The 22,109-nt window shown below is 70.7% G+C and carries 19 protein-coding genes and 3 tRNA genes; 16 read left to right on the top strand and 6 right to left on the bottom strand.

Going from position 1 to position 22,109, the window contains the following annotated elements:
• Window positions 1-25 precede the first annotated feature (25 nt).
• The 5 genes from CF8_RS11925 (at window position 26) to CF8_RS11905 (ending at window position 1,864) form a co-directional block, all read left to right on the top strand.
• Window positions 26-98: transfer RNA gene (locus tag CF8_RS11925), tRNA-Gly, on the top strand.
• 48 nt (window positions 99-146) lie between these two features.
• Window positions 147-220: transfer RNA gene (locus tag CF8_RS11920), tRNA-Cys, on the top strand.
• Window positions 221-247: 27 nt separating this feature from the next.
• Window positions 248-322, top strand: a tRNA-Val gene (locus CF8_RS11915).
• Window positions 323-464: 142 nt separating this feature from the next.
• Window positions 465-956: a SigE family RNA polymerase sigma factor gene (locus CF8_RS11910; protein WP_010833369.1), complete on the top strand. Its 492-nt coding sequence runs from the start codon at window positions 465-467 to the stop codon at window positions 954-956.
• The gene (locus CF8_RS11905) at window positions 956-1,864 is read left to right on the top strand and encodes a hypothetical protein (protein ID WP_010833368.1); all 909 of its coding nucleotides are present in this window, start codon (window positions 956-958) and stop codon (window positions 1,862-1,864) included. Before CF8_RS11910 ends, CF8_RS11905 begins: the two co-directional genes overlap by 1 nt.
• Window positions 1,865-1,900: 36 nt before the next feature.
• Here CF8_RS11905 and CF8_RS11900 read toward each other — a convergent pair whose 3' ends face one another.
• Both CF8_RS11900 and CF8_RS11895 read right to left on the bottom strand, forming a co-directional pair.
• Window positions 1,901-2,992: a potassium channel family protein gene (locus CF8_RS11900; RefSeq protein WP_036490860.1), complete on the bottom strand. Its 1,092-nt coding sequence runs from the start codon at window positions 2,990-2,992 to the stop codon at window positions 1,901-1,903.
• Window positions 2,993-3,004: 12 nt separating this feature from the next.
• On the bottom strand, window positions 3,005-3,973 hold the full coding sequence (locus tag CF8_RS11895; RefSeq protein WP_036490858.1) for a YihY/virulence factor BrkB family protein: 969 nt from the start codon (window positions 3,971-3,973) through the stop codon (window positions 3,005-3,007).
• A gap of 17 nt (window positions 3,974-3,990) precedes the next feature.
• Between CF8_RS11895 and CF8_RS11890 the strand changes: the two genes are divergently transcribed.
• Both CF8_RS11890 and CF8_RS11885 read left to right on the top strand, forming a co-directional pair.
• Complete coding sequence (locus tag CF8_RS11890) at window positions 3,991-5,622, top strand: acyl-CoA dehydrogenase family protein (protein WP_010833365.1); 1,632 nt, start codon at window positions 3,991-3,993, stop codon at window positions 5,620-5,622.
• Window positions 5,622-6,356, top strand: coding sequence for a class I SAM-dependent methyltransferase (locus CF8_RS11885; RefSeq protein WP_036490855.1), 735 nt, complete (start codon window positions 5,622-5,624; stop codon window positions 6,354-6,356). Before CF8_RS11890 ends, CF8_RS11885 begins: the two co-directional genes overlap by 1 nt.
• Before the next feature lie 48 nt (window positions 6,357-6,404).
• Here CF8_RS11885 and CF8_RS11880 read toward each other — a convergent pair whose 3' ends face one another.
• Window positions 6,405-7,784 carry a cation:dicarboxylate symporter family transporter gene (locus tag CF8_RS11880; RefSeq protein ID WP_010833363.1) on the bottom strand — a complete coding sequence of 460 codons (1,380 nt, stop codon included), beginning with the start codon at window positions 7,782-7,784 and terminating at the stop codon, window positions 6,405-6,407.
• Between the two features lie 115 nt (window positions 7,785-7,899).
• Between CF8_RS11880 and CF8_RS11875 the strand changes: the two genes are divergently transcribed.
• Both CF8_RS11875 and CF8_RS11870 read left to right on the top strand, forming a co-directional pair.
• Window positions 7,900-9,477, top strand: a complete 1,578-nt coding sequence (locus CF8_RS11875) for a sensor histidine kinase (protein WP_010833362.1) — start codon at window positions 7,900-7,902, stop codon at window positions 9,475-9,477.
• Window positions 9,474-10,160 (top strand): response regulator, encoded by a 687-nt coding sequence (locus CF8_RS11870; protein WP_010833361.1) that lies wholly within the window; start codon window positions 9,474-9,476, stop codon window positions 10,158-10,160. The genes CF8_RS11875 and CF8_RS11870 overlap by 4 nt, the downstream gene beginning before the upstream one ends.
• Window positions 10,161-10,162: 2 nt before the next feature.
• On the opposite strand, the gene pgm is transcribed toward CF8_RS11870, so the two are convergent.
• Window positions 10,163-11,806: a phosphoglucomutase (alpha-D-glucose-1,6-bisphosphate-dependent) gene (pgm, locus tag CF8_RS11865; RefSeq protein ID WP_010833360.1), complete on the bottom strand. Its 1,644-nt coding sequence runs from the start codon at window positions 11,804-11,806 to the stop codon at window positions 10,163-10,165.
• Window positions 11,807-11,942: 136 nt separating this feature from the next.
• Here pgm and CF8_RS11860 point away from each other — a divergent pair, with 136 nt between their 5' ends.
• Window positions 11,943-12,293 (top strand): YciI family protein, encoded by a 351-nt coding sequence (locus tag CF8_RS11860; RefSeq protein WP_010833359.1) that lies wholly within the window; start codon window positions 11,943-11,945, stop codon window positions 12,291-12,293.
• 9 nt (window positions 12,294-12,302) lie between these two features.
• Window positions 12,303-13,538 carry an RNA polymerase sigma factor gene (locus tag CF8_RS11855; protein WP_010833358.1) on the top strand — a complete coding sequence of 412 codons (1,236 nt, stop codon included), beginning with the start codon at window positions 12,303-12,305 and terminating at the stop codon, window positions 13,536-13,538.
• On the opposite strand, the gene glgC is transcribed toward CF8_RS11855, so the two are convergent.
• Window positions 13,539-14,789 carry a glucose-1-phosphate adenylyltransferase gene (gene glgC / locus CF8_RS11850; RefSeq protein ID WP_010833357.1) on the bottom strand — a complete coding sequence of 417 codons (1,251 nt, stop codon included), beginning with the start codon at window positions 14,787-14,789 and terminating at the stop codon, window positions 13,539-13,541.
• A gap of 62 nt (window positions 14,790-14,851) precedes the next feature.
• Between glgC and glgA the strand changes: the two genes are divergently transcribed.
• Together glgA and CF8_RS11840 are read left to right on the top strand one after the other, a co-directional pair.
• Complete coding sequence (gene glgA / locus CF8_RS11845) at window positions 14,852-16,039, top strand: glycogen synthase (RefSeq protein WP_010833356.1); 1,188 nt, start codon at window positions 14,852-14,854, stop codon at window positions 16,037-16,039.
• Between the two features lie 146 nt (window positions 16,040-16,185).
• Window positions 16,186-17,073, top strand: a complete 888-nt coding sequence (locus CF8_RS11840; protein WP_036492982.1) for a DUF559 domain-containing protein — start codon at window positions 16,186-16,188, stop codon at window positions 17,071-17,073.
• A 56-nt stretch (window positions 17,074-17,129) separates the two neighbouring features.
• On the opposite strand, the gene CF8_RS11835 is transcribed toward CF8_RS11840, so the two are convergent.
• Window positions 17,130-18,578: a glycine hydroxymethyltransferase gene (locus tag CF8_RS11835; RefSeq protein WP_010833354.1), complete on the bottom strand. Its 1,449-nt coding sequence runs from the start codon at window positions 18,576-18,578 to the stop codon at window positions 17,130-17,132.
• 355 nt (window positions 18,579-18,933) lie between these two features.
• Here CF8_RS11835 and CF8_RS11830 point away from each other — a divergent pair, with 355 nt between their 5' ends.
• From CF8_RS11830 to CF8_RS23165, 3 genes are all read left to right on the top strand, one after another.
• Window positions 18,934-20,652 (top strand): nitrite/sulfite reductase, encoded by a 1,719-nt coding sequence (locus tag CF8_RS11830; RefSeq protein ID WP_010833353.1) that lies wholly within the window; start codon window positions 18,934-18,936, stop codon window positions 20,650-20,652.
• A gap of 147 nt (window positions 20,653-20,799) precedes the next feature.
• Entirely contained in the window at window positions 20,800-21,543 is a 744-nt protein-coding gene (locus CF8_RS11825; RefSeq protein WP_010833352.1) for a phosphoadenylyl-sulfate reductase, read from the top strand.
• Between the two features lie 64 nt (window positions 21,544-21,607).
• Window positions 21,608-22,109: sirohydrochlorin chelatase (locus CF8_RS23165; RefSeq protein ID WP_036490851.1), on the top strand; the 502-nt coding region annotated here is incomplete at its 3' end.

The following is a 22,109-nucleotide window of genomic DNA, read 5'->3' as shown; positions in this document are numbered from 1 at the left end:
GCCGGTTCGCCGGGTGAAAATGCGTGCGGACATAGCTCAGTTGGTAGAGCGCAACCTTGCCAAGGTTGAGGTCGCGAGTTCGAGTCTCGTTGTCCGCTCGGAGAGGTCTCTCCCCGTGCCTTCTTGCTTCCTGGGAAGGCCTCCGTGGTGGGTTGGCCGAGAGGCGAGGCAACGGACTGCAAATCCGTGTACACGGGTTCAAATCCCGTACCCACCTCCACGCTCCACAAGTGAAGAGCACGACCTCGGGCGATTGGCGCAGCGGTAGCGCGCTTCCCTGACACGGAAGAGGTCACTGGTTCAAACCCAGTATCGCCCACCACACGGATCGAGCCCCTGACCACTGGTCAGGGGCTCTTTCGTTGTCGTCCGCCTATCGATGTCTAGCCGACGCCAGGCAACTCCGCCGCCCGCTCGTGGCGTAGGACTGGTGACACGCCATCCGACGACGAGGAGCACACCCGATGCGGCGACAGCAACGCGAGGCGGACTTCACGGAGTTCTACCTCGCTCGGCGAGAGGCGCTGCGCCGGACGGCCTACGTCATCGTCCGCGACTGGCACACGGCTGAGGATCTCACCCAGCAGGCGATGATCAAGCTGTACGCCGCGTGGCCGCGCGTGCGTGACGACACCGCTGATGCCTACGCCCGCAAGGTCGTGGTCAACGAGTGCCTGAGCCATCTTCGCCGGCGCCGCGACGTCCCGGTCGAACGCTTGCCCGACCGGGCCACACACTCGCAGGAAGCGTCCGTCCTCGACGTCAGCGCAGCTCTCGACCTGCTCGCACCACGGCAGCGGGCGATCGTCGCCCTGCGCTTCCTCGACGACCTCTCGGTGCTCGACGTCGCGCACGCCCTCTCCGTGTCCGAGGGCACCGTCAAGAGCCAGTCGTCGAAGGCGCTGGCCACCCTCCGCACCCACCTGCCCCAGCTCGTCCTGACCGAGGAGATCTGATGACCGAGCACGACCTCGCCACCCTGATCCGCGACCACGTGGCCGACGGACCGCCGTACGCCCACGGGTCCGCCGAGGTCCTTGCTGGAGGGCGTCGCAAGGTACGCCGCACACGCGTGGCAGTGGCCTCCACCGGGATCGCCGTGCTGGCCGTCGGTGCGGCGCTGGGCCTTCCCCCGCTGCTGGGCGACCAGGCCGGGCCCGAACGTTTCATCGACCCGGCCATCGCCGCCTCGATCGAGGCCTACGACGTCACCACGATGCCGCGCACCATGGATGACCACGCGCGGTCGATCCTGGTCGGGGCCGTGCCCGACCTCGGGCCGGCGGACTTCGTGGCCTTCGACGACCAGATGCAGGAGCTGCCGGAGCACTACTGGGAGATGGCAAGTGGCCTCGTCACGCGCTATGGCGTCGACTCCCCCCACCGGATCACCGTCACCGTCAATCACTCGCGCGGCTCGGCCGAGGGCGATCCGGAGCGCTACTGCGCCGAGGGCCTCGAGGCCGGCTATGACCTGGAGTGCGCCGTCGAGCGCACCGAGACCGGTGAGGTCGTCATCACCAAGCTCATGGCGATGCGGCCGATGCGCGGCGCATCAGGCCTGCAGGCGTGGACCGACGACTTCATGGCGGTCACCGCCGACGACCTCGACACGGTCCGACCCGACCGGCTGTGGTTCTCCCAGCAGGTGAAGGTGGTCAAGTCCGAGACGTTCGTGACCTATGTCAGCGAGGTCGTGCAGGCACCGGACCTGGCGACGGCGCGCGAGCGCCTCGTCGTGCCCGCCGACGACCTGGCCACGATCGGCCTCGACCCCGCCCTGGTCATGCCGTCGCCGCCGCCGGGCGAGAACGGCTGCCCGCAGTGGACGATGCCGACCATGGAGGTGGGCTGCACCGGATAGGCGAGCTCGTAGGTTCGCCCGGGTAACGCCGCGCGATCAGCCCTCGGCCGTGTCTTCCCCGTGCGTGCCGGGGCGCGGCGCCCACGGCAGCTCCTTGGCCGGGCGTACGACGATGAGCCGGTCGCCGCGGGCCAGCAGCGTGACGACGGGGTCGAAGTAGCGGTAGACCTTCTCGTCCCGCACGACGGCGATGACCTGGTCGGGCAACGACTGCGGGGGCTTGCCGACCTCGCCCACGAGCAGGTCGCGCTCGGCGACCTCGAGGCCCTCGCCGTAGGTCAGGAGGTCCTCCATCACGGACCCGAGCATCGGCGACATGGAGGAGAGGCCGAGGAGGCGGCCGACGGCGTCGGAGGAGGTGATGACGGAGTCGGCGCCCGACTGGCGCATGAGCGGGACGTTCTCCTGCTCGCGGACCGCGGCCACGATCCACGCGTCGGGGTTGAGCTGGCGCACGGTGAGGGTGGACAAGACGTTGGACGCGTCGCTGTCGGTCGTGATGATGACGTGGGTGGCGAGCTCGACGCGGGCGCTGCGGAGCACCTCGCGCCGGGTCGCGTCACCGGTGATGACGGCGAGGCCGTCGCGGTGCGCCTCCTCCTTGGCGACGATGCTCGGGTCGACCACGATGATCGCCTCACGGTCGTGGCCGTTGTTGACGAGCGTCTCGATCGCGCTGCGCCCCTTGGTGCCGTAGCCGACGACGACGACGTGCTCTCCCATGTTCTTCCTCCACCGGGCGACCCGGAACATCTCGCGGCCCTGGGAGGCAAGGACCTCCAGGGTGGTCCCGATCAGCAGCACCAGGAAGGCGATGCGGGCGGGGGTGATGATGAAAGCGTTGATCAGCCGAGCGCGCTCTGACACGGGCGCGATATCGCCGTAGCCGGTCGTGCTGAGCGTGACGGTGGTGTAGTAGATCGAGTCGATCAGGTCGATCTTTCCGGTCGGGTCGTTGCCGTCGGTGTAGCCGTCGCGGTCGAGGTAGACCAGCAGCACGGTGCCGACGAGGATCCCCAGCGCAGTCAGGAGCCTTCGGCCGAGCTCCCACCACGGCGAGCGGACCGGGTCGGGCAACGCGATGCGGGCGCCGTGGGGGGCCGCCGTCGTCGCGGGTTGGTCATGCACGGCCGGAGTCTTTCACGCCGCGTCCCGGGACGTGATCGCCTGCCGCAGCCGCTGCACGATTTCCTGTCGCGCCTTGGTCGTGGTGCCCTGCGGGAAGACGGTGTCGAAGGCCGCGTTGACCGCTGCCCCGATCAGGACGGCGATGGCCAGGAGATAGAGCCACAGGAGTACGGCGATGGGCGCGGCCAGCGGCCCGTAGATCGACCTTGACTCCGCGGCAGTGACGGTGAGGACCCAGCGCAGGGCATAGGAGCCGGCGATCCACGCGATCAGCGAGAACGTCGCGCCGGGCAGGTTGAACGCCCAGTTCGTCCGCACGGGCACGGACACGTGGTAGAGCGTCGCGAGGAAGCAGATGCACAGCACGATCACGATCGGCCAGTAGAACGACATCACGAAGTCGAAGCGGGGTGGCAGCCAGTCCCGGATCAGCGACGGCCCGGCGACGACGAGCGGCAGCGAGATCATCCCCGTCAGCATCGCCAGGATGTAGAGGGCGAAGGAGAGCGCTCGCGTCTTGACGATCCCCCGGTGCCCGCCGAGTCCGTGCATGATCGTGATGGTGTCGACGAAGACGTTGAGCGCCCGCGAGCCCGACCAGAGCGCCAGCACGAAACCCACGGAGACCACGTCGAAGCGGCCACCCCGCAGCACGGAGTCCAGCGTCGGCGTGATGACGTCCTCGACGGCCTGCTCGGTCAGTCCTCGCGACGCCAGGTCGATGATCGCCCCCTGGACCTCGGCGATGTCGGCCGGGGAGAACTGCTCGGTGACGTAGCCCACCGCACCTGCGAGGGCGAAGATCAGCGGTGGCACGGAGAGGACGGCGAAGAAGGCTGCCTCGGCAGCCAGGCCGGTGACGCGGTAGCGCATGCAGGAGCCGACGGTCGCGACGACGAGCCGCCACACCTGGGCGCGGACGACGACCCACCTCGCCTGGAGGGAGCGCAGCACGGAATGCTGCGAACTCGCCTCGGCCATGGGCCTACGGTAGCCACATGGACGCGTCGATCAGGGCAACCGCCAACCAGACTCCCCCACTTGTTGGTCACAATGTCGTCACCTCCGACGTCGCGCTGACCGAGGCGATCACTCGCCACGGATCCGCGGAGCTGGTCGAGGACCTGACGCTGCTGGGGGTCGAGGCGGGCACCGCCGAGGCCCGTGAGCACGGGATGCTCGCCAACCGGCACCACCCCGAGCTGACGCCCTACGACCGTCACGGCAACCGCATCGACGAGGTCGCCTTCCACCCCTCCTGGCACTGGCTGATGGAGCGCGGCATCGGCCACGGCCTCGCCGCCGCTCCCTGGGAGTCCGACGCGCCCGACGCACACCTGCGCCGCGCCGCGGGCTTCTTCGCCTGGTCGCAGACCGAGCCCGGCCACGGCTGCCCGATCTCGATGACGTACGCCGCCGTGCCGGCGCTGCGAGCCGATGACGCGATCGCCAAGGAGTGGACGCCGCTGCTGGCGTCGCGCCGCTACGACCCGGGCGTGCGCGCCCGCACCGACAAGGTCGGCGCACTCGCGGGGATGGGGATGACCGAGAAGCAGGGCGGCTCGGACGTCCGCGCCAACGTGACGCAGGCCCGAACCACGTCGGAGGACGGCTTCTACACGCTGCACGGGCACAAGTGGTTCACCAGCGCTCCGATGAACGACCTGTTCCTCGTGCTCGCCCAGACCGAGGGCGGCGTGACCTGCTTCGTGGTCCCCCGCGTGCTGGCCGACGGCACGCGCAACCAGCTCGACGTGGTGCGGCTCAAGGACAAGCTCGGCAACCGGTCCAACGCGAGCTCGGAGCTCGAGTTCGACGGGACCGTCGCGCAGCGCCTCGGCGACGAGGGCCGCGGCGTACGCACCATCATCGAGATGGTGGCCGCGACCCGGCTCGACTGCGTCCTCGGCTCCGCGTCGCTGATGCGGCGCGCGCTGGCCGAGGCGTCGTGGCACGTGACCCACCGTTCCGCCTTCGGCGGCCGGCTCGTCGACAAGCCGCTCATGCAGAACGTCATCGCCGACCTCGCCGTCGAGTCCGAGGCCGCCACCGCGCTCGCGCTCCGGCTCGCCGCCGCGGTCGACCGACCCGGCGATGCCCACGAGGCGGCACTGCGGCGGATCGCGCTGCCGCTGGCGAAGTTCTGGGTCTGCAAGCGCACGCCCTTCATGGTCGCCGAGGCGCTCGAGTGCCTCGGGGGCAACGGCTACGTCGAGGAGTCGGGCCTGCCCCTGCTCTTCCGCGAGTCCCCGCTCAACTCCATCTGGGAGGGCTCGGGCAACGTCAACGCTCTCGACGTCCTGCGCGCGCTGAGCCGCGAGCCCGAGGTCCTGGAGGCCTGGCTCAACGAGGTCGGTGCCGCCCACGGGGCGGACCCCCGGCTCGACCGGGCCGTCGAGGACACCCTCGCCCTGCTCGGCGACACGGCCACCCTCGAGGTCGGGGCCCGGCGCCTCGCCGGCCAGATGGCCGCGTGCCTGCAGGGCTCGCTGCTCGTCCGGTTCGGCCCACCCGAGGTGGCCGACGCGTTCTGCGCCTCGCGGCTCGGGACGTCGTTCAACGGCACGTTCGGCACGCTGACCGGCGGCGACCTGCGCGCCATCGTCGAGCGCACCACGCCGGTGCTGTGATGGCCACCCGCGAGTGGGACGCCACGGCCTACGACGCGCTGCCGCTGCCGCACGTCGCGTGGGGCGCGCGGGTGCTGGACCGGATGCGGCTGGGCGGTGACGAGCGCGTGCTCGACGCCGGCTGCGGCACCGGCCGCGACGGTGCCGCGCTGCTGGAGCGCTGGCCCGACGTGCGCCTCGTCGGCATCGACGGCTCGGCCAAGATGATCGAGCAGGCCCGCCGCAAGCTCGGGGACGCGGTCGAGCTGCACGTCGCCGACCTGACGCAGCCCCTCCCCCTCGACGAGCCGGTCGACGCGGTGATGAGCGTGGCCGCCTTCCACTGGATCGAGGACCACGACCTGCTCTTCGCCAACCTCGCGGCCGTGATGCGCCCGGGGGCCCGGCTGACGTCCGACTGCGGCGGACAGGGCCAGCTCGCGATCATGACCGCCGCGCTCGTGGCGGTCACCGGCGACGGGAAGTTCGGCACGTCGTTCAAGGGCATCGACGAGACCCGTGCGTCGCTGACGCACGCGGGCTTCGACGTCGAGGACGTCCGGCTGCGCCCCGACCCGCTGCGCCTGGAGGACCCCGAGCTGATGGAGAACTACCTGGCGACGGTCAACCTCGGCTCCCACCTCGTCGACCTGCCGATCGCCGAGCAGCGCGACTTCGTACGCCGCGTGCGACTCGCGATGACGGAGCCCGTCATCGACTACGTGCGACTCGAGATCGACGCCGTACGCCGCTGACATGCCCATCGGCGCCCGGGAGGACCCGGGCGCCGACGTCTCGATGGCTCAGACCAGTGCTGGCTCGCGCTCCTCGCTCCGCGGCTCCGCAACCGGGTCGCCGTAAGCCTCGTCCTCGTCGAGCATCGTCGTCTCGTCGAACGGGTCACCACCGGCCAGCACGCGATCGAGCTGCTCGCGGTCGAGGCCGCCGGTCCAGGTGCCGATCAGCACGGTCGCGACGGCGTTGCCGGCGAAGTTGGTGACCGCGCGGCACTCCGACATGAAGCGGTCGATCCCCACGATCAGGCCGACGCCGTCGAGCAGGTCGGGCCGGTGCGAGCTGAGCCCGCCGGCGAGGGTGGCCATGCCGGCGCCCGTGACACCGGCCGCACCCTTCGAGGCGATCATCATGAAGGCCAGCAGCGAGAGCTGCTCGCCGATCGACAGCGGGTCACCCATGGCCGAGGCGATGAACAGCGACGCCATCGTCAGGTAGATCGCGGTGCCGTCGAGGTTGAAGGAGTAGCCCGTCGGGACGACGACGCCGACGGTGGACTTGTCGACCCCGGCGTGCTCCATCTTCGCGATCAGCCGTGGCAGGGCCGACTCCGACGACGAGGTCGAGACGATGAGCAGGAACTCCCGGGCGAGGTACTTCAGCAGCGCGAAGATGCTGATGCCCGTCGTCACCTTGAGGAGGACCCCGAGGACGACGAACACGAAGACCGCGCAGGTGGCGTAGAACCCGAGCATCAGCACGGCCAGGCTCTTGAGCGCGTCGATGCCGGTCTCGCCGACGACGCCGGCCATGGCACCGAACGCGCCCACCGGAGCGACCCACATGACCATGGTCAGCACCTTGAAGACCAGCCGTTGGGCGTGGCCCACGCCGCGCAGGATCGGCTCACCGGAGCGGCCCATGGCCTGCAGGGCGAAGCCCACCAGCAGCGCCACGAGCAGGGTCTGCAGCACCTCGCCCGAGGTCAGGGCGGACAGCATCGAGTCGGGGATGATCCCGAGGAGGAGGTCGGTCGTGCTGGCGTGCGCGCCCGCTGCCTGCTCGGCGCCGGCGGACGCGGTCTCGTCCGTGAGGTGCAGGCCCGCACCGGGCTGCAGCACATTGCCGACGAGCAGGCCGATGGCCAGGGCGACGGTCGACATCGCGATGAAGTAGCCGAGTGCGAGGCCGCCGACCTTGCCGACCTTGGCGGCGCTGCGCACCGAGCCGACGCCGAGCACGATGGTGCAGAAGATGACCGGCTGGATCATCATCTTGATCAGCGCCACGAAGGCCTGGCCGATCGGCTTGAGCTCGACGGCGAACGCAGGTGCCACCAGGCCGACGGCGATGCCCAGCGCGACGGCGGCGATCACCGCGAGGTAGAGGTAGTGCGTCCTGTCCTTGCGTCGTACGGCGCCTGGGGCCGTGTCAGTCGTGGTGCTCATGATTCCTCCAGAAGCGGCCGGGGCGGGCGCCCAGTGCCATGGCCACCAGACTGGGCCCGGCTGTGATCCAGGTCACCGTTGTGTTCGTTGAGTTCACAGCAGGCACAATGCGCGCATGGGCAGGTCACGCGAGGGCTCGGTCGCCCGCCAGGTGCTGCTGCTCCAGGTGCTCGTGGTGCTGCTCGTCGTGGTCGTCGGCGTCGCACTGGCGGTCTATGACGCACGCCAGGACGCGCGGGACAGCGCGGTCGACCGGTCGGTCTCGGTGGCCCAGACCGTGGCCGACTCCCCCGCCGTCCACGACGCCCTCGACGATGCCGACCCGTCGGCGCCCCTGCAGCCCTTCGCCGAGAACGTGCGCACCGACACCGACGTCGACTTCGTCGTGGTGATGGCCCTCGACCGGACCCGCTACACGCACCCGGACCCCGAGCAGATCGGGAAGAAGTTCATCGGCGACCTCGGCGGCGCGCCAGCGGGGCGGGTCTTCACCCAGGAGTACGCCGGAACGCTCGGGCCCTCGATGCGCTCGGTCGTGCCGGTCACGGTCGACGGCACCGTGGTTGCCCTCGTCTCGGTCGGCATCACGATCGAGACGATCGACAAGGCGCTGCCCGCGGCGCTCCTGCGTGTCGCGATCGCCGCCCTGGCCGTGCTCGCCGGCGGCCTGCTGGGCGCCTGGCTGATCAGCCGTCGGCTGCGCCGCCAGACCCACGGTCTCGGGGAGCAGGAGCTCGGCCGGATGTACGAGTACCACCGCGCCGTGCTCCACGCCGTCCGCGAGGGCCTGCTGCTCCTCGACGACCAGGACCGCGTGCAGCTCGTGAACGACGAGGCGCGCCGGCTGCTCGACCTGCCTGCCGACGTCATCGGCCGCGACGTGGGCGACCTCGGGCTTCCCCCGGCGCTCGTGCAGGCGGCCGTCGGCGAGACCGCGGAGGCCGACGACGTCTACGTCGCCGGGGACCACGTGCTGGTCGTGAGCTCCGCGCCCGCGCTCTGGAAGGGCCGCGAGGTCGGCGCCGTCGTCACCCTGCGCGACCGCACGGAGCTGCAGGCCGTCACCGGCGAGCTCGACGTGGTGCGCGGTCTCACCGACGCCCTGCGCGCGGCCAACCACGAGTCCGCGAACCGTCTCCACACGGTGGTGTCGCTGATCGAGATGGGCCGGTCGCAGGAGGCGGTGGAGTTCGCCACCGAGGAGCTCCAGGTCGCCCAGCTGCTGACCGACCGGGTCGTCGCCGCGGTGGAGGACCCGGTCCTGGCCGCCCTGCTGCTCGGCAAGACCGCCCAGGCATCCGAGCGTGGCATCACCCTCACCATCGACGGCCAGGTCAGCACCTCGCGCCTGCGCATCGAGCCCCGTGACGTCGTGACCCTGGCCGGCAACCTCGTCGACAACGCGCTCGACGCCGCCTCCGGCACCGAGGGTCCGCGCGTCCAGGTCACCGTCACCTGGGACGAGACCCACCTCTGCCTCCGCGTGGGCGACAACGGACCCGGGATCCCCGAGGACGACCACGAGCACGTCCTCGAGCACGGCTGGTCGACGAAGGCGGGCGACGGCGTGGGTCGCGGCGTCGGGCTGGCGCTGGTCAGCCAGGCGGCCCGCCGCAACGGTGGAACCGTCCGCATCGGCCGCTCGCCCCTCGGCGGCGCCGAGGTCGAGGTCACCGTGGGAGAGCCCGCATGAGCGTCCGGGTGCTCGTCGTCGAGGACGAGGCGATCGCCGCGGAGGCCCACAGCGCCTACGTCGGCCGGATCGACGGCTTCGAGGTCGCGGGAGTGGCGCGCTCGGCCGCCGCGGCGATGCGGCTCCTCACCGCGGACCCGACCATCGACCTGGTCCTGCTCGACATGCACCTCCCGGACGGGCACGGCCTCGGCCTGCTGCAGCGGATGCGCGCCGCCGGTCACCTGTGCGACGTGATCGCCGTGACGTCCGCGCGCGATGCCGACGTCGTCCGGCACGCAGTCGCGCAGGGGGTGGTGCTCTACCTGCTCAAGCCGTTCTCGTTCGCGACGTTCCGCGCCAAGCTCGAGCAGTACGCCGACTACCGCACCGGCCTCGCCGGTGCCGCCGACGACGTGGTGCAGGACGAGGTGGACCGGCTCCTCGGCGCCCTGCGTCCGTCCGCCGCGACCGCGCCGCTGCCCAAGGGCATGAGTGCGGAGTCGCTGCGCCAGGTGACCGCGGTCCTGCGCGACTCCCCGGTCGCCCTGTCGGCCACCGAGGTCGCGGCCGCCGTCGGGTCCTCGCGGGTGACCGCTCGCCGCTACCTCGAGCACCTCGCCGACTCCGACCTCGTGACCCGGACGCCGCGGTACGGCGGGTCGGGCCGCCCCGAGGTGGAGTACCGCTGGCGGACGCGCTGATGTCAGGCCAGGGCCGCGGACACGACCTCGCGCGCCTCGGCCTGCACCTGGGCGAGGTGGTCGGGTCCCCGGAAGGACTCGGCGTAGATCTTGTAGACGTCCTCGGTGCCGCTGGGCCGGGCGGCGAACCACGCCGACTCGGTGGTGACCTTGAGGCCACCGATCTTCGCGCCGTTGCCCGGGGCCTCGGTCAGGCGCCCGGTGATCTCCTCCCCCGCCAGGGAGGTCGCGGTGACGTCGTCGGGTGACAGCGCCGCCAGCTTGGCCTTCTGCGCCCGGTCGGCGGGAGCGTCCACGCGGGCGTAGGCGGGCTCGCCGTGCTCGGCGACGAGGGAGGCGTAGTGCTGGCTGGGGGTCGAGCCCGTGGTCGCGAGGATCTCGCTGGCCAGCAGCGCCAGGACCAGCCCGTCCTTGTCCGTCGTCCAGGTCGAGCCGTCCGTCCGCAGGAAGGAGGCCCCGGCCGACTCCTCGCCGCCGAAGCCGAAGGACCCGTCCATCAGCCCCGGCACGAACCACTTGAAGCCGACCGGCACCTCCACCATCGGCTTGCCGAGCGAGGCCGCGACCCGGTCGATCATCGAGCTCGACACCAGCGTCTTGCCGATCCGCGCCGTCGCGGGCCAGTCGGGGCGGGCGCCGCCGAAGAGGTGTCCGATCGCGACCGCGAGGAAGTGGTTGGGGTTCATCAGGCCACCGTCGGGCGTGACGATCCCGTGCCGGTCGGCGTCGGCGTCGTTGCCGGTGGCGATGTCGTAGTCGTCCTTGCGGCCGATCAACGACGCCATCGCGGACGGGCTGGAGCAGTCCATCCGGATCTTCTCGTCCCAGTCGAGGGTCATGAAGCGCCAGGTCGGGTCGACCAGCGGGTTGACCACGGTCAGGTCGAGGCCGTGGCGCTCGGCGATCTCGCCCCAGTAGGCGACGCTCGCCCCGCCCAGCGGGTCGGCGCCGATCCGCACCCCGGCCGCCCTGATGGCGGCGAGGTCGACGACGGACGGGAGGTCGTCGACGTACGAACCGAGGAAGTCGTAGGCGCCGGCGGCCGCGCGGGCACGGGTGAAGGGGATGCGGCGCACGCCGTCGAGCCCGGCGGAGATCAGCTCGTTGGCGCGCGCGGCGATCACGCTGGTGGCGTCGGTGTCGGCCGGGCCGCCGTGCGGCGGGTTGTACTTGAAGCCGCCATCGGCGGGCGGGTTGTGCGACGGCGTGACGACGATGCCGTCGGCGAGGCCGGGGCCGGTCGTGCGGCCGCCGTTGGCTCGGATGATCGCGTGCGAGACCGCCGGGGTGGGCGTGTAGCCGTCGCGGTCGTCGACGAGCACCGTGACGTCGTTGGCGACCAGCACCTCGAGCGCCGTTGTCCACGCCGGCTCCGAGAGCGCGTGGGTGTCACGACCCATGAAGAGCGGGCCGTCGTAGCCCTGGTCGCGCCGGTAGTCGCAGATCGCCTGCGTGGTGGCGGCGATGTGGGTGTCGTTGAACGACGTCTTGAGGCTCGAGCCGCGGTGCCCGCTGGTGCCGAAGGCGACCTGCTGGTCGACGTCCTCGGGGTCGGGCTGCTGCGTGTAGTAGGCCGTCACGAGGTGGGCGACGTCGACGAGGTCGGACGGTTGGGCGAGTGTTCCTGCGCGGGAGTCCGGAGCCATGGCGCCATCCTGTCGTCGCGGGGGTGCGCACGTCGAGAAGGACTCGCGACCGCCTGTCGATTTCCCCCCACGCCATCCGTCACAGTGTCGAGGTCGCAAACCGCGACCCCGGACGACAGCCACGAGGAGTTCTTCGATGAGCCGCTACCTGATCCTGCTGCCCGCCCCTGAGGCGGAGTGGGCGGCCCTGCCCGCCTCCGAGCACGAGAAGGGGATGCGCTCGCACGGCCAGTTCCAGCAGGACCTGCGCCAGGGCGGTCACCAGGTCGTCGCCGTCGGACCGCTGGAGCCGTCGGTCCTGGCCACGTCGATGCGACCCGGCGACGACGGCGGAGCGGTGGTGACCGAAGGCCCGTTCAGCGAGACCACCGAGCAGGTCGTCGGCTTCTACCTCCTCGACAGCGAGGACGAGGACGACCTGCGCGCCGCGTGCGAACGCTTCGCTGCCCGGGGCGAGCACATCGAGTTCCGTCGCATGGCTGTCTAGAGGAACCGGATGAGCGATCCGGCCGACGCCCTGGCGTCCACCGTGCGCGAGGAGTGGGGCCGGCTGACGGCCCTGCTCCTCGCGCGCTACCGCCGCCTCGACCTGGTCGAGGACGCCCTGGGCGACGCCGTCGAGGCAGCCGCTCGCACCTGGCCGACGGACGGCGTGCCCGACCGGCCGGCGGCGTGGCTGCACACCGCGGCCAGCCGCCGCGTCATCGACCGCCTGCGCACCGAGGCCGCGGCGCACCGTGCCGAACCGCTGCTCGTCATCGAGGGCTCCCGCCTCGCAGGAGACCGGGTGATGGCCGATCCCGGCACGCTCGTCGAGGACGACCTGCTGCGCCTCGTGCTGATGTGCACCCACCCCGCGCTGGCGCCCGAGGCGGCGAGCGCCCTGGCCCTCCGGCTCGTCCTGGGCGTGCCGACACCCGACATCGCCCGGTTGTTCCTCGTGCCCGAGCCGACGATGGCCGCGCGGATCACCCGGGCCAAGAAGAAGATCGTCGGCGCGGGGATCCCGTTCGCCGTCCCCGACGCGAGCGTGCTGCCCGACCGGCTCGACTCCGTCGCCCAGACGGCCTACCTCGCGTTCACGGCCGGCTACTCCCCCGGCACCGGCGCCGACCTGCTGCGGGCCGAGCTCGCGGGACAGGCGATCGGCCTGGTGCGGGTCGTGCTCGCGCTGCGACCCGACGAGCCGGTGCTGGTGGCGCTGCTCGCGCTGATGCTCTGCCAGCACTCACGCCGCCACGCCCGGGTCCACGACGGGCGGCTCGTGCTGCTGGCCGACCAGGACCGCACCCGGTGGCAGCACGACGACATCGCCGAGGCCCGACGACTGCTCGACTCCGACACGCTCCTCGCTCCGATGACGGTGCAGGCAGCGGCGTACACCCTGCAGGCGAGGATCGCGTCCGAGCACGCGCTGGCCGCGTCGGCGCAGGACACCCGGTGGGAGCGGATCGTCGGGTGGTACGACGTCCTGCTGGACATCGCGCCGACACCGGGCGCGCGCCTGGCCCGGTCCGTGGCGGTGGCCGAGGCACGTGGCCCGGCCGCCGGCCTGGCGGCGCTGGAGGGCATCGACATCCCGACGTCGCACCGGGTCGCCGCCGTACGAGCCGAGCTCCTGAGCCGCGCCGGTGACGTCGACGCGGCACGGGCGGCCTACGACCAGGCGATCGCCGCCTGCCGCAACGAGGTAGAGCGGGCACACCTGGAGTCGCAGCGCGACGCGCTCTGATCAGCTCGCAGGCACGTCCTGCTGCTTGGCCAGGACGGTGAGCCCGTCCTCGATCGCGAAACCGCGCGCGCGGTCGGCCTCGGGGTCGACGCCGATCTGTACCCCGGCCGGGACGACGACGCCCTTGTCGAGGATGCAGTTGCGCACGACGGCGCCCTCGCCGATGCGGACCCCGTCCATCAGCACGGAGTCGGAGACCTCGGCACCCTCCTGCACATAGACCCCCGGTGAGAGCACCGACTGGCTCACCGACGCCCCGCTCACCACGACGCCCGGCGACAGGATCGAGTTGAACGTCGTGACCGCGCCACCGGCGTGGCCCTCGACGAGCTTGGCCGGCGGGTGGGGACCGTGGCTGGTGAAGATCGGCCAGTCCTTGTTGTAGAGGTTGAAGACCGGCAGCGGCGACACGAGGTCCATGTGGGCGTCGTAGTAGGAGCGCATCGTCCCGACGTCGCGCCAGTAGCCGCGGTCGCGGTCGGTCGAGCCGGGCACGTCGTTGTCCTTGTAGTCGTAGACGGCCGACTCGGTGCGGTCGACGAACCACGGCACGATGTCGCCGCCCATGTCGTGCTTGGAGCGCTCGAGCTCGGCGTCGCGCGTGACCGCATCGACCAGCGCATCGGCGTCGAAGACGTAGTTGCCCATGGAGGCGAGCACCTGGTCGGGAGCGTCGGGCAGGCCCACCGGGTCGGTCGGCTTCTCCAGGAAGGCGCGGATCCGCTCCGGGCTCGCCGGGTCGACGTCGATCACGCCGAACTGGTCGGCCAGCGAGATCGGCTGGCGGATCGCGGCGACGGTGCAGCCGGCGCCGGACTCGATGTGCGCCTCCACCATCTGCGCGAAGTCCATCCGGTAGACGTGGTCGGCGCCCACGACGACCACGATGTCGGGCTGCTCGTCGACGAGGAGGTTCTGCGACTGGAAGATCGCGTCGGCGCTGCCGAGGTACCACCGCTTGCCGACGCGCTGCTGGGCCGGCACCGGGGTGACGTAGTTGCCGAGCAGCGTCGACATCCGCCAGGTCGTGGTGACGTGCCGGTCGAGGCTGTGCGACTTGTACTGCGTCAGCACGACGACCTTGAGGTAGCCCGAGTTGACGACGTTGGACAGTGCGAAGTCGATGAGGCGGTAGATCCCGCCGAACGGCACTGCCGGCTTGGCCCGGTCCGCAGTGAGCGGCATCAGCCGCTTGCCCTCACCGCCGGCCAGGACGATGGCGAGGATCTTCTTGCGACCGTGGGCGCTCATGTCCCGAAACTAGTGGCGCAGGCTCCGGGCGACCACCCTTGCGCACGAGTAGGTTCACGACCATGCGCGTCGACGTCCTCAGCAAGGAATACCCGCCCGAGGTCTACGGAGGCGCCGGCGTGCACGTCGCCGAGCTCGTCCGGGCCCTGCGCGCACGGTCCGGCGTCGACGCCCGCGTGCGGTGCTTCGGGGCGCCTCGCTCCGAGCAGGGCACGACGGCGTACGGCGAACCCGACTCGCTCTCCGGCGCCAACCCGGCGCTGCGGACCCTCGGCGTGGACCTCGCGATGGTCGACGACTGCGCCGGGGCGGACCTGGTGCACTCGCACACGTGGTACGCCAACATGGCCGGCCACCTCGCGGGCCTGATGCACGACGTCCCGCACGTGCTCTCCGCGCACTCCCTGGAGCCGATGCGGCCCTGGAAGGCCGAGCAGCTGGGCGGCGGCTATGCCCTCTCGAGCTGGGTGGAGAAGACCGCCTACGAAGGCGCCGCCGGGGTCGTCGCGGTCAGCGCAGCCATGCGCGACGACGTGCTGCGCAGCTATCCGGCCGTCGATCCGGCGAAGGTGAGCGTGATCCACAACGGCATCGACACCTCGCAGTGGTCGCCCACGCCCAACCCCGACCGGGTGCGATCGCTCGGGCTGGATCCCGACCGTCGCAGCGTCATCTTCGTCGGCCGGATCACCCGGCAGAAGGGGCTGCCGCTGTTCCTGCGGGCGGTGGAGTCGCTGCCGCCCGACGTGCAGCTGATCCTGTGTGCCGGCGCCCCCGACACCCCGGAGATCGCCGCCGAGGTGCGTGGGCTCGTCGAGGGGCTCGCGGCCACCCGCGACGGTGTCGTCTGGATCGAGGAGATGCTCCCCCGCCCCGACGTCGTCGCGCTGCTGACCGCTGCGACCGTCTTCGCCTGCCCGTCGATCTACGAGCCGCTCGGCATCGTCAACCTCGAGGCGATGGCCTGCGAGACGGCGGTCGTCGCCACCGCGACCGGTGGCATCCCCGAGGTCGTGGTCGACGGGTCGACCGGGTGGCTGGTCCCCATCGAGCAGGCGAGCGACGGCACCGGCACCCCGCTCGACCCCGAGCAGTACGTCGCGGACCTGGGCGCCGCCCTCGTCGACGCCGTCTCCGACCCCGACCGGGCCCGCGCGTTCGGCGTCGCCGGCCGCCAGCGCGCGATCGAGTCGTTCAGCTGGGACGCCATCGCGGAGCGGACCCTGGCGCTCTACCGCTCGTTGCTCTGAGCCGCCGCGTAGACGCGCGGACATTGCGCGCCCGCGTCGGCTCCACCGAGCGTGACCCGCGGCTGGCGTCGGGACCAATGTCCGCGCGTCTGCGGGCCTGTGGATGACGCCTGCGCCGGACACGCGATTCGAGCATGCTCAGCCACATGGACGTCGTCTCCGTGATCGAGCGCTCGGGAGGTCTCTCCTCCCGGGCCGCTCTCATCGCGGCGACCGCACGGCTCGATGTCGACCGGGCGGTCCGCGACGGCAAGATCTTCCGCGCCGGCCACGGTCGCTACGCACTGCCGAGCGTGGGTGAGGCAGCCCGGATCGCGCACGGCGCGAACGGTGTGCTCAGCCTGACCAGCGCCGCCCTCCACCACGGTTGGGAGGTCAAGCTGGCGCCCGACAAGCCACACGTCACCTTCCCGCGCCATCGCAACATCCCCGCGAAGTGGCGGGAGAAGGTGACCATCCACCGAGGCGACCTGATGATCGACGACATCACCGATGGCGCCACCAGCCGCGAGCTCACGCTGACGCAGTGCCTGCGCCTCCTGCCCGACGACGAGGCCCTGGTGATCGCGGACTCCGCGCTGCGTCACGGTGAGGTGGCCACCCTTCGACGAGCCGTCGCCTCTGTCCGCGGACGTGGGCAGGCGAAGGCCCAGCGCATCGGGGAGGGCGCGCGTGGCGAAGCGGCCAATGCCTTCGAGTCCGCGACCCGCGCCATCTGCAACACGGTGCCGGGGTTGCACGTCGAGCCGCAGGTGGTGATCTCCACCCCGACGTGCTGGGCCCGCCCGGACCTGGTCGACCAGGAGCGCAGGCTCGTCGTCGAGTGCGACTCGTTCGAGTGGCACGCAGTGCGAGAGGGCTTCCGCAAGGACGTACGGCGCTACACGCTGCTCGTCGCGGAGGGCTGGACGGTCCTCCGGTTCATCTGGGAGGACGTGATGTTCCGCCCCGAGTGGGTTCGAGACGTGCTCGTCCGCACCGTCGGCGCAGACGCGCGGACATTGGCCCGCACGGCGTGGCCCTTCGCCGCCTGACACCGCGCCAGCCCACGACCAATGTCCGCGCGTCTACGCGCGGACCGAGCGAGCGGTCAGCTGAGCTCGAGACCCGGGTAGAGCGGGTGCTTCTCGAGCAGCTCGTCGGCACCGGCCTGCACGCGGTCGGCGACCCCGTCGGCCAGGGCATAGGACGCCTTGCTGGGGTCGCCCGCCTTGGTGGTGCCGGGCTGGGTGTTGGTGAGCACCTCGACGATCAGCTCGGCGACCCGGTCGAACTCGTCGTGGCCGAAGCCGCGGGTCGTGAGCGCCGGGGTGCCGAGGCGGATGCCGGAGGTGTACCAGGCGCCGTTGGGATCGCTGGGCACCGAGTTGCGGTTGGTGACGACGCCGGCGTCGAGCAGCGCCGACTCGGCCTGCCGACCGGTGAGGCCGTACTTCGTGACGTCGAGCAGCACGATGTGGTTGTCGGTGCCACCGGTGACGAGCTTGGCGTCACGGGTCAAGAAGCCCTCGGCCAGCGACTTCGCGTTGTCGGCGATGTTCTGGGCGTAGGTCTGGAACTCGGGCTGGCGTGCCTCGGCCAGCGCCACGGCCTTGGCCGCCATCACGTGCGACAGCGGGCCACCGAGCACCATCGGGCAGCCGCGGTCGACATCGGCCGCGAACTCCTCCTGCGCCAGCACCATGCCGCCGCGCGGGCCGCGCAGGGACTTGTGGGTCGTGGTCGTGGTGACGTGGGCGAAGGGCACCGGGTTCTCGTCACCGGTGAAGACCTTGCCCGCGACCAGACCGGCGAAGTGGGCCATGTCGACCATCAGCACGGCGCCGACCTCGTCGGCGATCTCGCGCATCTTCGCGAAGTTCACGCGTCGCGGGTACGCCGAGTAGCCGGCCACCAGCACGAGCGGCTTGAACTCCTTGGCCTTGGCGCGCACCACGTCGTAGTCGAGCAGGCCGGTCTCGGGATCGGTGCCGTACTGCTGCTGGTGGAACATCTTGCCGCTGATGTTGGGGCGGAAGCCGTGGGTCAGGTGGCCGCCCGAGTCGAGCGACATGCCGAGCAGGCGCTGGTTGCCGAACTCGTGGCGCAGCGACTCCCAGTCGGCCTCGGACAGCTCGTTGACGTTCTTGGCGCCCAGGCGCTTGAGGGCCGGCGTCTCGATGCGGTTGGCCAGGATCGACCAGAAGGCGACGAGGTTGGCGTCGATGCCCGAGTGCGGCTGCACATAGGCGTACGGCGCCCCGAACAGCTCACGGGCGTGCTCGGCGGCCAGCGACTCGACGGTGTCGACGTTCTGGCAGGCGGCGTAGAAGCGGTGCCCGACGGTGCCCTCGGCGTACTTGTCGCTGAACCAGGTGCCCATGGTCAGCAGCACGGCCGGGGACGCGTAGTTCTCCGAGGCGATCAGCTTGAGCGAACCTCGCTGGTCGGCCAGCTCCTGTCGCGTGGCGGCCGCGATTCGCGGCTCGACCGACTCGATGACCTTGAGGGCCTGCTCGTAGGCACCGGAAGTGAGCTGGGAGATGGAGGCATCCGTCATGCCCTCAGCCTAGAGGCCCGGACGGGCAGGATGGACATCGAGCCTGCTCGGCAGTCGGTGTGACGTGCGCCGCACACGGACGGCAAAACCCGCATGAACTCCACATGCCCATCTCACTATGTGGCGCCACGTCTCTCATCATGAGATTTCGCCTTGTCGGGAGAGTGTCCGAGCGTTGAGACTCCTTGACATGACTCTTGCTGTGACTTCCAAGTTCCTCGTGGTTCGACGCCACGTGGACTTCGGTCGTACTCGCAGCTCGATGTGTTGGCATCGCTGATTCGCCGCCCAGTCACCCGCACGTCACCGCGCTCACCGTCGCGCGCGGCCCTCAGCGAACAGGATCACCCCCCTCATGCCTGACCTCCGCTTCAAGCCAGAGCCTGCCCAGCACACCGAGATCCCGCGCCCCAAGCGCGCCGAGGGTCAGTGGGCGCTGGGCTACACCGAGCCGCTGAACAAGAACGAGCAGTCCAAGAAGGACGACGACCCGCTCAACGTTCGCAACCGGATCCTCTACACCTATTCCAAGCGCGGCTTCGACTCCATCGATCCGGCCGACCTGCGTGGTCGCTTCCGCTGGATGGGGCTCTACACCCAGCGCGCCCCCGGCTTCGACGGCGGCAAGACCGCGCAGCTGGAGGAGGAGGAGCTCGACGACCGCTTCTTCATGATGCGCGTGCGCACCGACGGGCAGATCCTCGATGCCGAGGCCCTGCGCGCACTCGGTGAGGCCTCGACGGCCTACGCCCGCAACACCGCGGACATCACCGACCGCAACAACATCCAGTACCACTGGATCGACATCGTCGACGTGCCCGCGATCTGGGAGCGCCTGGAGGCGGCCGGCCTCACCACGGTCGAGGCCTGCGGCGACGGCCCCCGCCCCTTCCTGGGCTCGCCGGTGGCCGGGATCGCCAAGGACGAGATCATCGACGGCTCCGAGGCGCTCGCCGAGATCAAGCGGCGTGCACTGGACAACCCGGCGTTCTCCAACCTGCCGCGCAAGTTCAAGACCGCGCTGACCGGGCACCCCAGCCACGACGTCGCGCCCGAGATCAACGACGTGTCGTTCGTCGCGACCGTCCACCCCGAGCACGGCCCCGGTTTCGACCTCTGGGCCGGCGGTGGTCTCTCGACCAACCCGATGCTCGCGCACAAGCTCGGCGTCTGGATCCCGCTGGACGAGGTCGCCGACGCATGGGAGGGCGTGGCCGGCATCTTCCGCGACTACGGCTACCGCCGCCTGCGCTCGAAGGCCCGCCTGAAGTTCCTGCTGGCCGACTGGGGCGTCGAGAAGTTCCGTGAGGTGCTCGAGAACGAGTACCTCCACCGCAAGCTGATCGACTGCACCTCCCCGGCTGCGCCCGTGCACCAGGGCGACCACGTCGGGATCCACGAGCAGAAGGACGGCAAGTTCTTCATCGGCGCGACCCCGGTCGTGGGCCGCATCGACGGCACCACGCTCACCGCTCTCGGCGACCTGGTCGAGCAGTACGGCGCCCGCGGCGCCCGCCTCACGGCGTACCAGAAGCTCGTCGTGATCGGCGTCGACGGTGCTGACACCGAGGCCTTCGCTGAGGGCCTGGAGAAGATCGGTCTGACCGCTCGCCCGAGCAACTGGCGCCGCCGCACGATGGCGTGCACCGGCATCGAGTTCTGCAAGCTGGCCATCGTGGACACCAAGGAGCGTTCGCGCGCCCTGGTCACGGAGCTGGAGAAGCGGTTCCCCGAGCTGGACACGCCGATCTCGGTCAACGTCAACGGCTGCCCCAACGCCTGCGCCCGCACCCAGGTCGCCGACATCGGCCTCAAGGGCATGCTGGTGCTCGACCAGGACGGCAACCAGGTCGAAGGCTTCCAGGTGCACCTCGGTGGCGCCCTCGGACTCAGCTCCACCTTCGGCCGCAAGCTGCGTGCCCACAAGATCACCAGCGCCGGCCTCGACGACTACATCACCAACGTCGTGCAGGCCTACCTCGCCGATCGCACCCCGGACGAGCTGTTCGCCGACTGGGTCGCACGGGCCGACGAAGTGCACCTGCGCGGCGAGTCCGTCGTGGAAGTCGTCTGACATGAGCGAGCGAGCGGCTGCCCAGCACTGCCCCTACTGCGGGGAGACGACGTTGTGGCCGCGCGAGGACGGGTGGGAGTGCCGCTCCTGCCTGCGTGCCTTTGCCGTCACGTATCTCGGCATGATCCCCAGAGGAGGTGGCGAACGATGAGTCTGTCCACCCAGGCTGCCCGCGACTTCAAGGGCACACACACGGCCGGCCGCACGCCGGAGGAGCTCCGCGAGCTCGTCTCGCACGTCGGCGCCGAGCTCGAGCTCGCGCCCGCCGAGAACATCATCGAGTGGGCCGTCGCGACCTTCGGCGACCGCTTCTGCGTGACCTCGTCGATGGGTGACGCGGTGCTCGCGCACCTCGCGGCCAAGGTCGCCCCCGGCCTGGACGTGGTCTTCCTCGACACCGGCTACCACTTCGTCGAGACCATCGGCACGCGCGACGCCGTCGAGGCCACGCTGCCGGTCAACCTGATCACCATCCGACCCGAGCTGAGCGTCGCCGAGCAGGACGCGACGTACGGCAAGGACCTCTACAAGACCGATCCCGACCTGTGCTGCAAGCTGCGCAAGGTCCAGCCGCTGGCGGACTCGCTCGCCGGCTACGACGCGTGGGCGACCGGCCTGCGCCGCGCGGAGACCCACAACCGCGTCATCGCACCGGTGATCGGCTGGGACGCCCGCAAGGGCAAGGTCAAGGTCTCCCCGCTCGCGCGCTGGAGCGACGAGCAGATCGAGACCTACATCGCCGACAACGGCGTGCTGGTCAACCCGCTGGTCTACGACAACTACCCCAGCATCGGTTGCTGGCCGTGCACCCGGCGCGTCGCTCCCGGCGACGATCCGCGCAGCGGGCGCTGGGCGGGCACGAACAAGACCGAGTGCGGGATCCACTCATGAGCTCCACCCCCAACGACAAAGGCGTCGATTCGCACACCACCACCCGAGATGGGAGGCCCAGCTGATGGCCGCTCCTGCATTGGTTGCCCTGGCTCACGGAAGCCGCGACCCTCGCTCCGCCGCAACGATCAAGGCCCTCGTGGCCGAGGTCAAGACGATGCGCCCCGACCTGCGCATCGAGACGGCGTTTCTCGACCTGTCCAAGCCGTCCTTCGACACGGTGGTCGACCGACTGGTGAAAGCAGGGTTCGACGAGATCGTCGTGGTGCCGCTGCTCCTGACCGAGGCGTTCCACGCCAAGGTCGACGTCCCGGGCGCGATCGCTGCCGCCACCTCGCGCCACGAGGGGCTCAAGATCCGCGCGACCCGCGTGCTGGGCATGGAGGCTGCGTTCCTCGAGGTGCTCGACGTCCGCCTGCGTGAGGCGCTCAAGGAGGCCCGGGTGCGTGAGCTCGACGCTCTCGTGCTCGCCGCCGCCGGCTCGTCGGACCCCCTCGCCAACCAGGCTGTCGCCCGACTCGCCCGCACCTGGGGCACCCGCCACAAGCTGCCGGTGACGGCCGCCT

It is taken from the genome of Nocardioides sp. CF8, from assembly GCF_000389985.1.
Taxonomy (GTDB): domain Bacteria; phylum Actinomycetota; class Actinomycetes; order Propionibacteriales; family Nocardioidaceae; genus Nocardioides; species Nocardioides allogilvus.
The sequence above is the reverse complement of the archived record's forward strand: the minus strand, read 5'-3'. Positions and strand labels throughout refer to the sequence as shown.

Bases quoted from the DNA above. Each gene is read 5' to 3' on its own strand.
- CF8_RS11910 (WP_010833369.1), top strand. From the start codon at position 465: ATGCGGCGACAGCAACGCGAGGCGGACTTCACGGAGTTCTACCTCGCT.
- CF8_RS11905 (WP_010833368.1), top strand. From the start codon at position 956: ATGACCGAGCACGACCTCGCCACCCTGATCCGCGACCACGTGGCCGAC.
- CF8_RS11895 (WP_036490858.1), bottom strand. From the start codon at position 3,973: ATGGCCGAGGCGAGTTCGCAGCATTCCGTGCTGCGCTCCCTCCAGGCG.
- CF8_RS11890 (WP_010833365.1), top strand. From the start codon at position 3,991: ATGGACGCGTCGATCAGGGCAACCGCCAACCAGACTCCCCCACTTGTT.
- CF8_RS11885 (WP_036490855.1), top strand. From the start codon at position 5,622: ATGGCCACCCGCGAGTGGGACGCCACGGCCTACGACGCGCTGCCGCTG.
- CF8_RS11880 (WP_010833363.1), bottom strand. From the start codon at position 7,784: ATGAGCACCACGACTGACACGGCCCCAGGCGCCGTACGACGCAAGGAC.
- CF8_RS11875 (WP_010833362.1), top strand. From the start codon at position 7,900: ATGGGCAGGTCACGCGAGGGCTCGGTCGCCCGCCAGGTGCTGCTGCTC.
- CF8_RS11870 (WP_010833361.1), top strand. From the start codon at position 9,474: ATGAGCGTCCGGGTGCTCGTCGTCGAGGACGAGGCGATCGCCGCGGAG.
- pgm (WP_010833360.1), bottom strand. From the start codon at position 11,806: ATGGCTCCGGACTCCCGCGCAGGAACACTCGCCCAACCGTCCGACCTC.
- CF8_RS11860 (WP_010833359.1), top strand. From the start codon at position 11,943: ATGAGCCGCTACCTGATCCTGCTGCCCGCCCCTGAGGCGGAGTGGGCG.
- CF8_RS11855 (WP_010833358.1), top strand. From the start codon at position 12,303: ATGAGCGATCCGGCCGACGCCCTGGCGTCCACCGTGCGCGAGGAGTGG.
- glgC (WP_010833357.1), bottom strand. From the start codon at position 14,789: ATGAGCGCCCACGGTCGCAAGAAGATCCTCGCCATCGTCCTGGCCGGC.
- glgA (WP_010833356.1), top strand. From the start codon at position 14,852: ATGCGCGTCGACGTCCTCAGCAAGGAATACCCGCCCGAGGTCTACGGA.
- CF8_RS11840 (WP_036492982.1), top strand. From the start codon at position 16,186: ATGGACGTCGTCTCCGTGATCGAGCGCTCGGGAGGTCTCTCCTCCCGG.
- CF8_RS11835 (WP_010833354.1), bottom strand. From the start codon at position 18,578: ATGACGGATGCCTCCATCTCCCAGCTCACTTCCGGTGCCTACGAGCAG.
- CF8_RS11830 (WP_010833353.1), top strand. From the start codon at position 18,934: ATGCCTGACCTCCGCTTCAAGCCAGAGCCTGCCCAGCACACCGAGATC.
- CF8_RS11825 (WP_010833352.1), top strand. From the start codon at position 20,800: ATGAGTCTGTCCACCCAGGCTGCCCGCGACTTCAAGGGCACACACACG.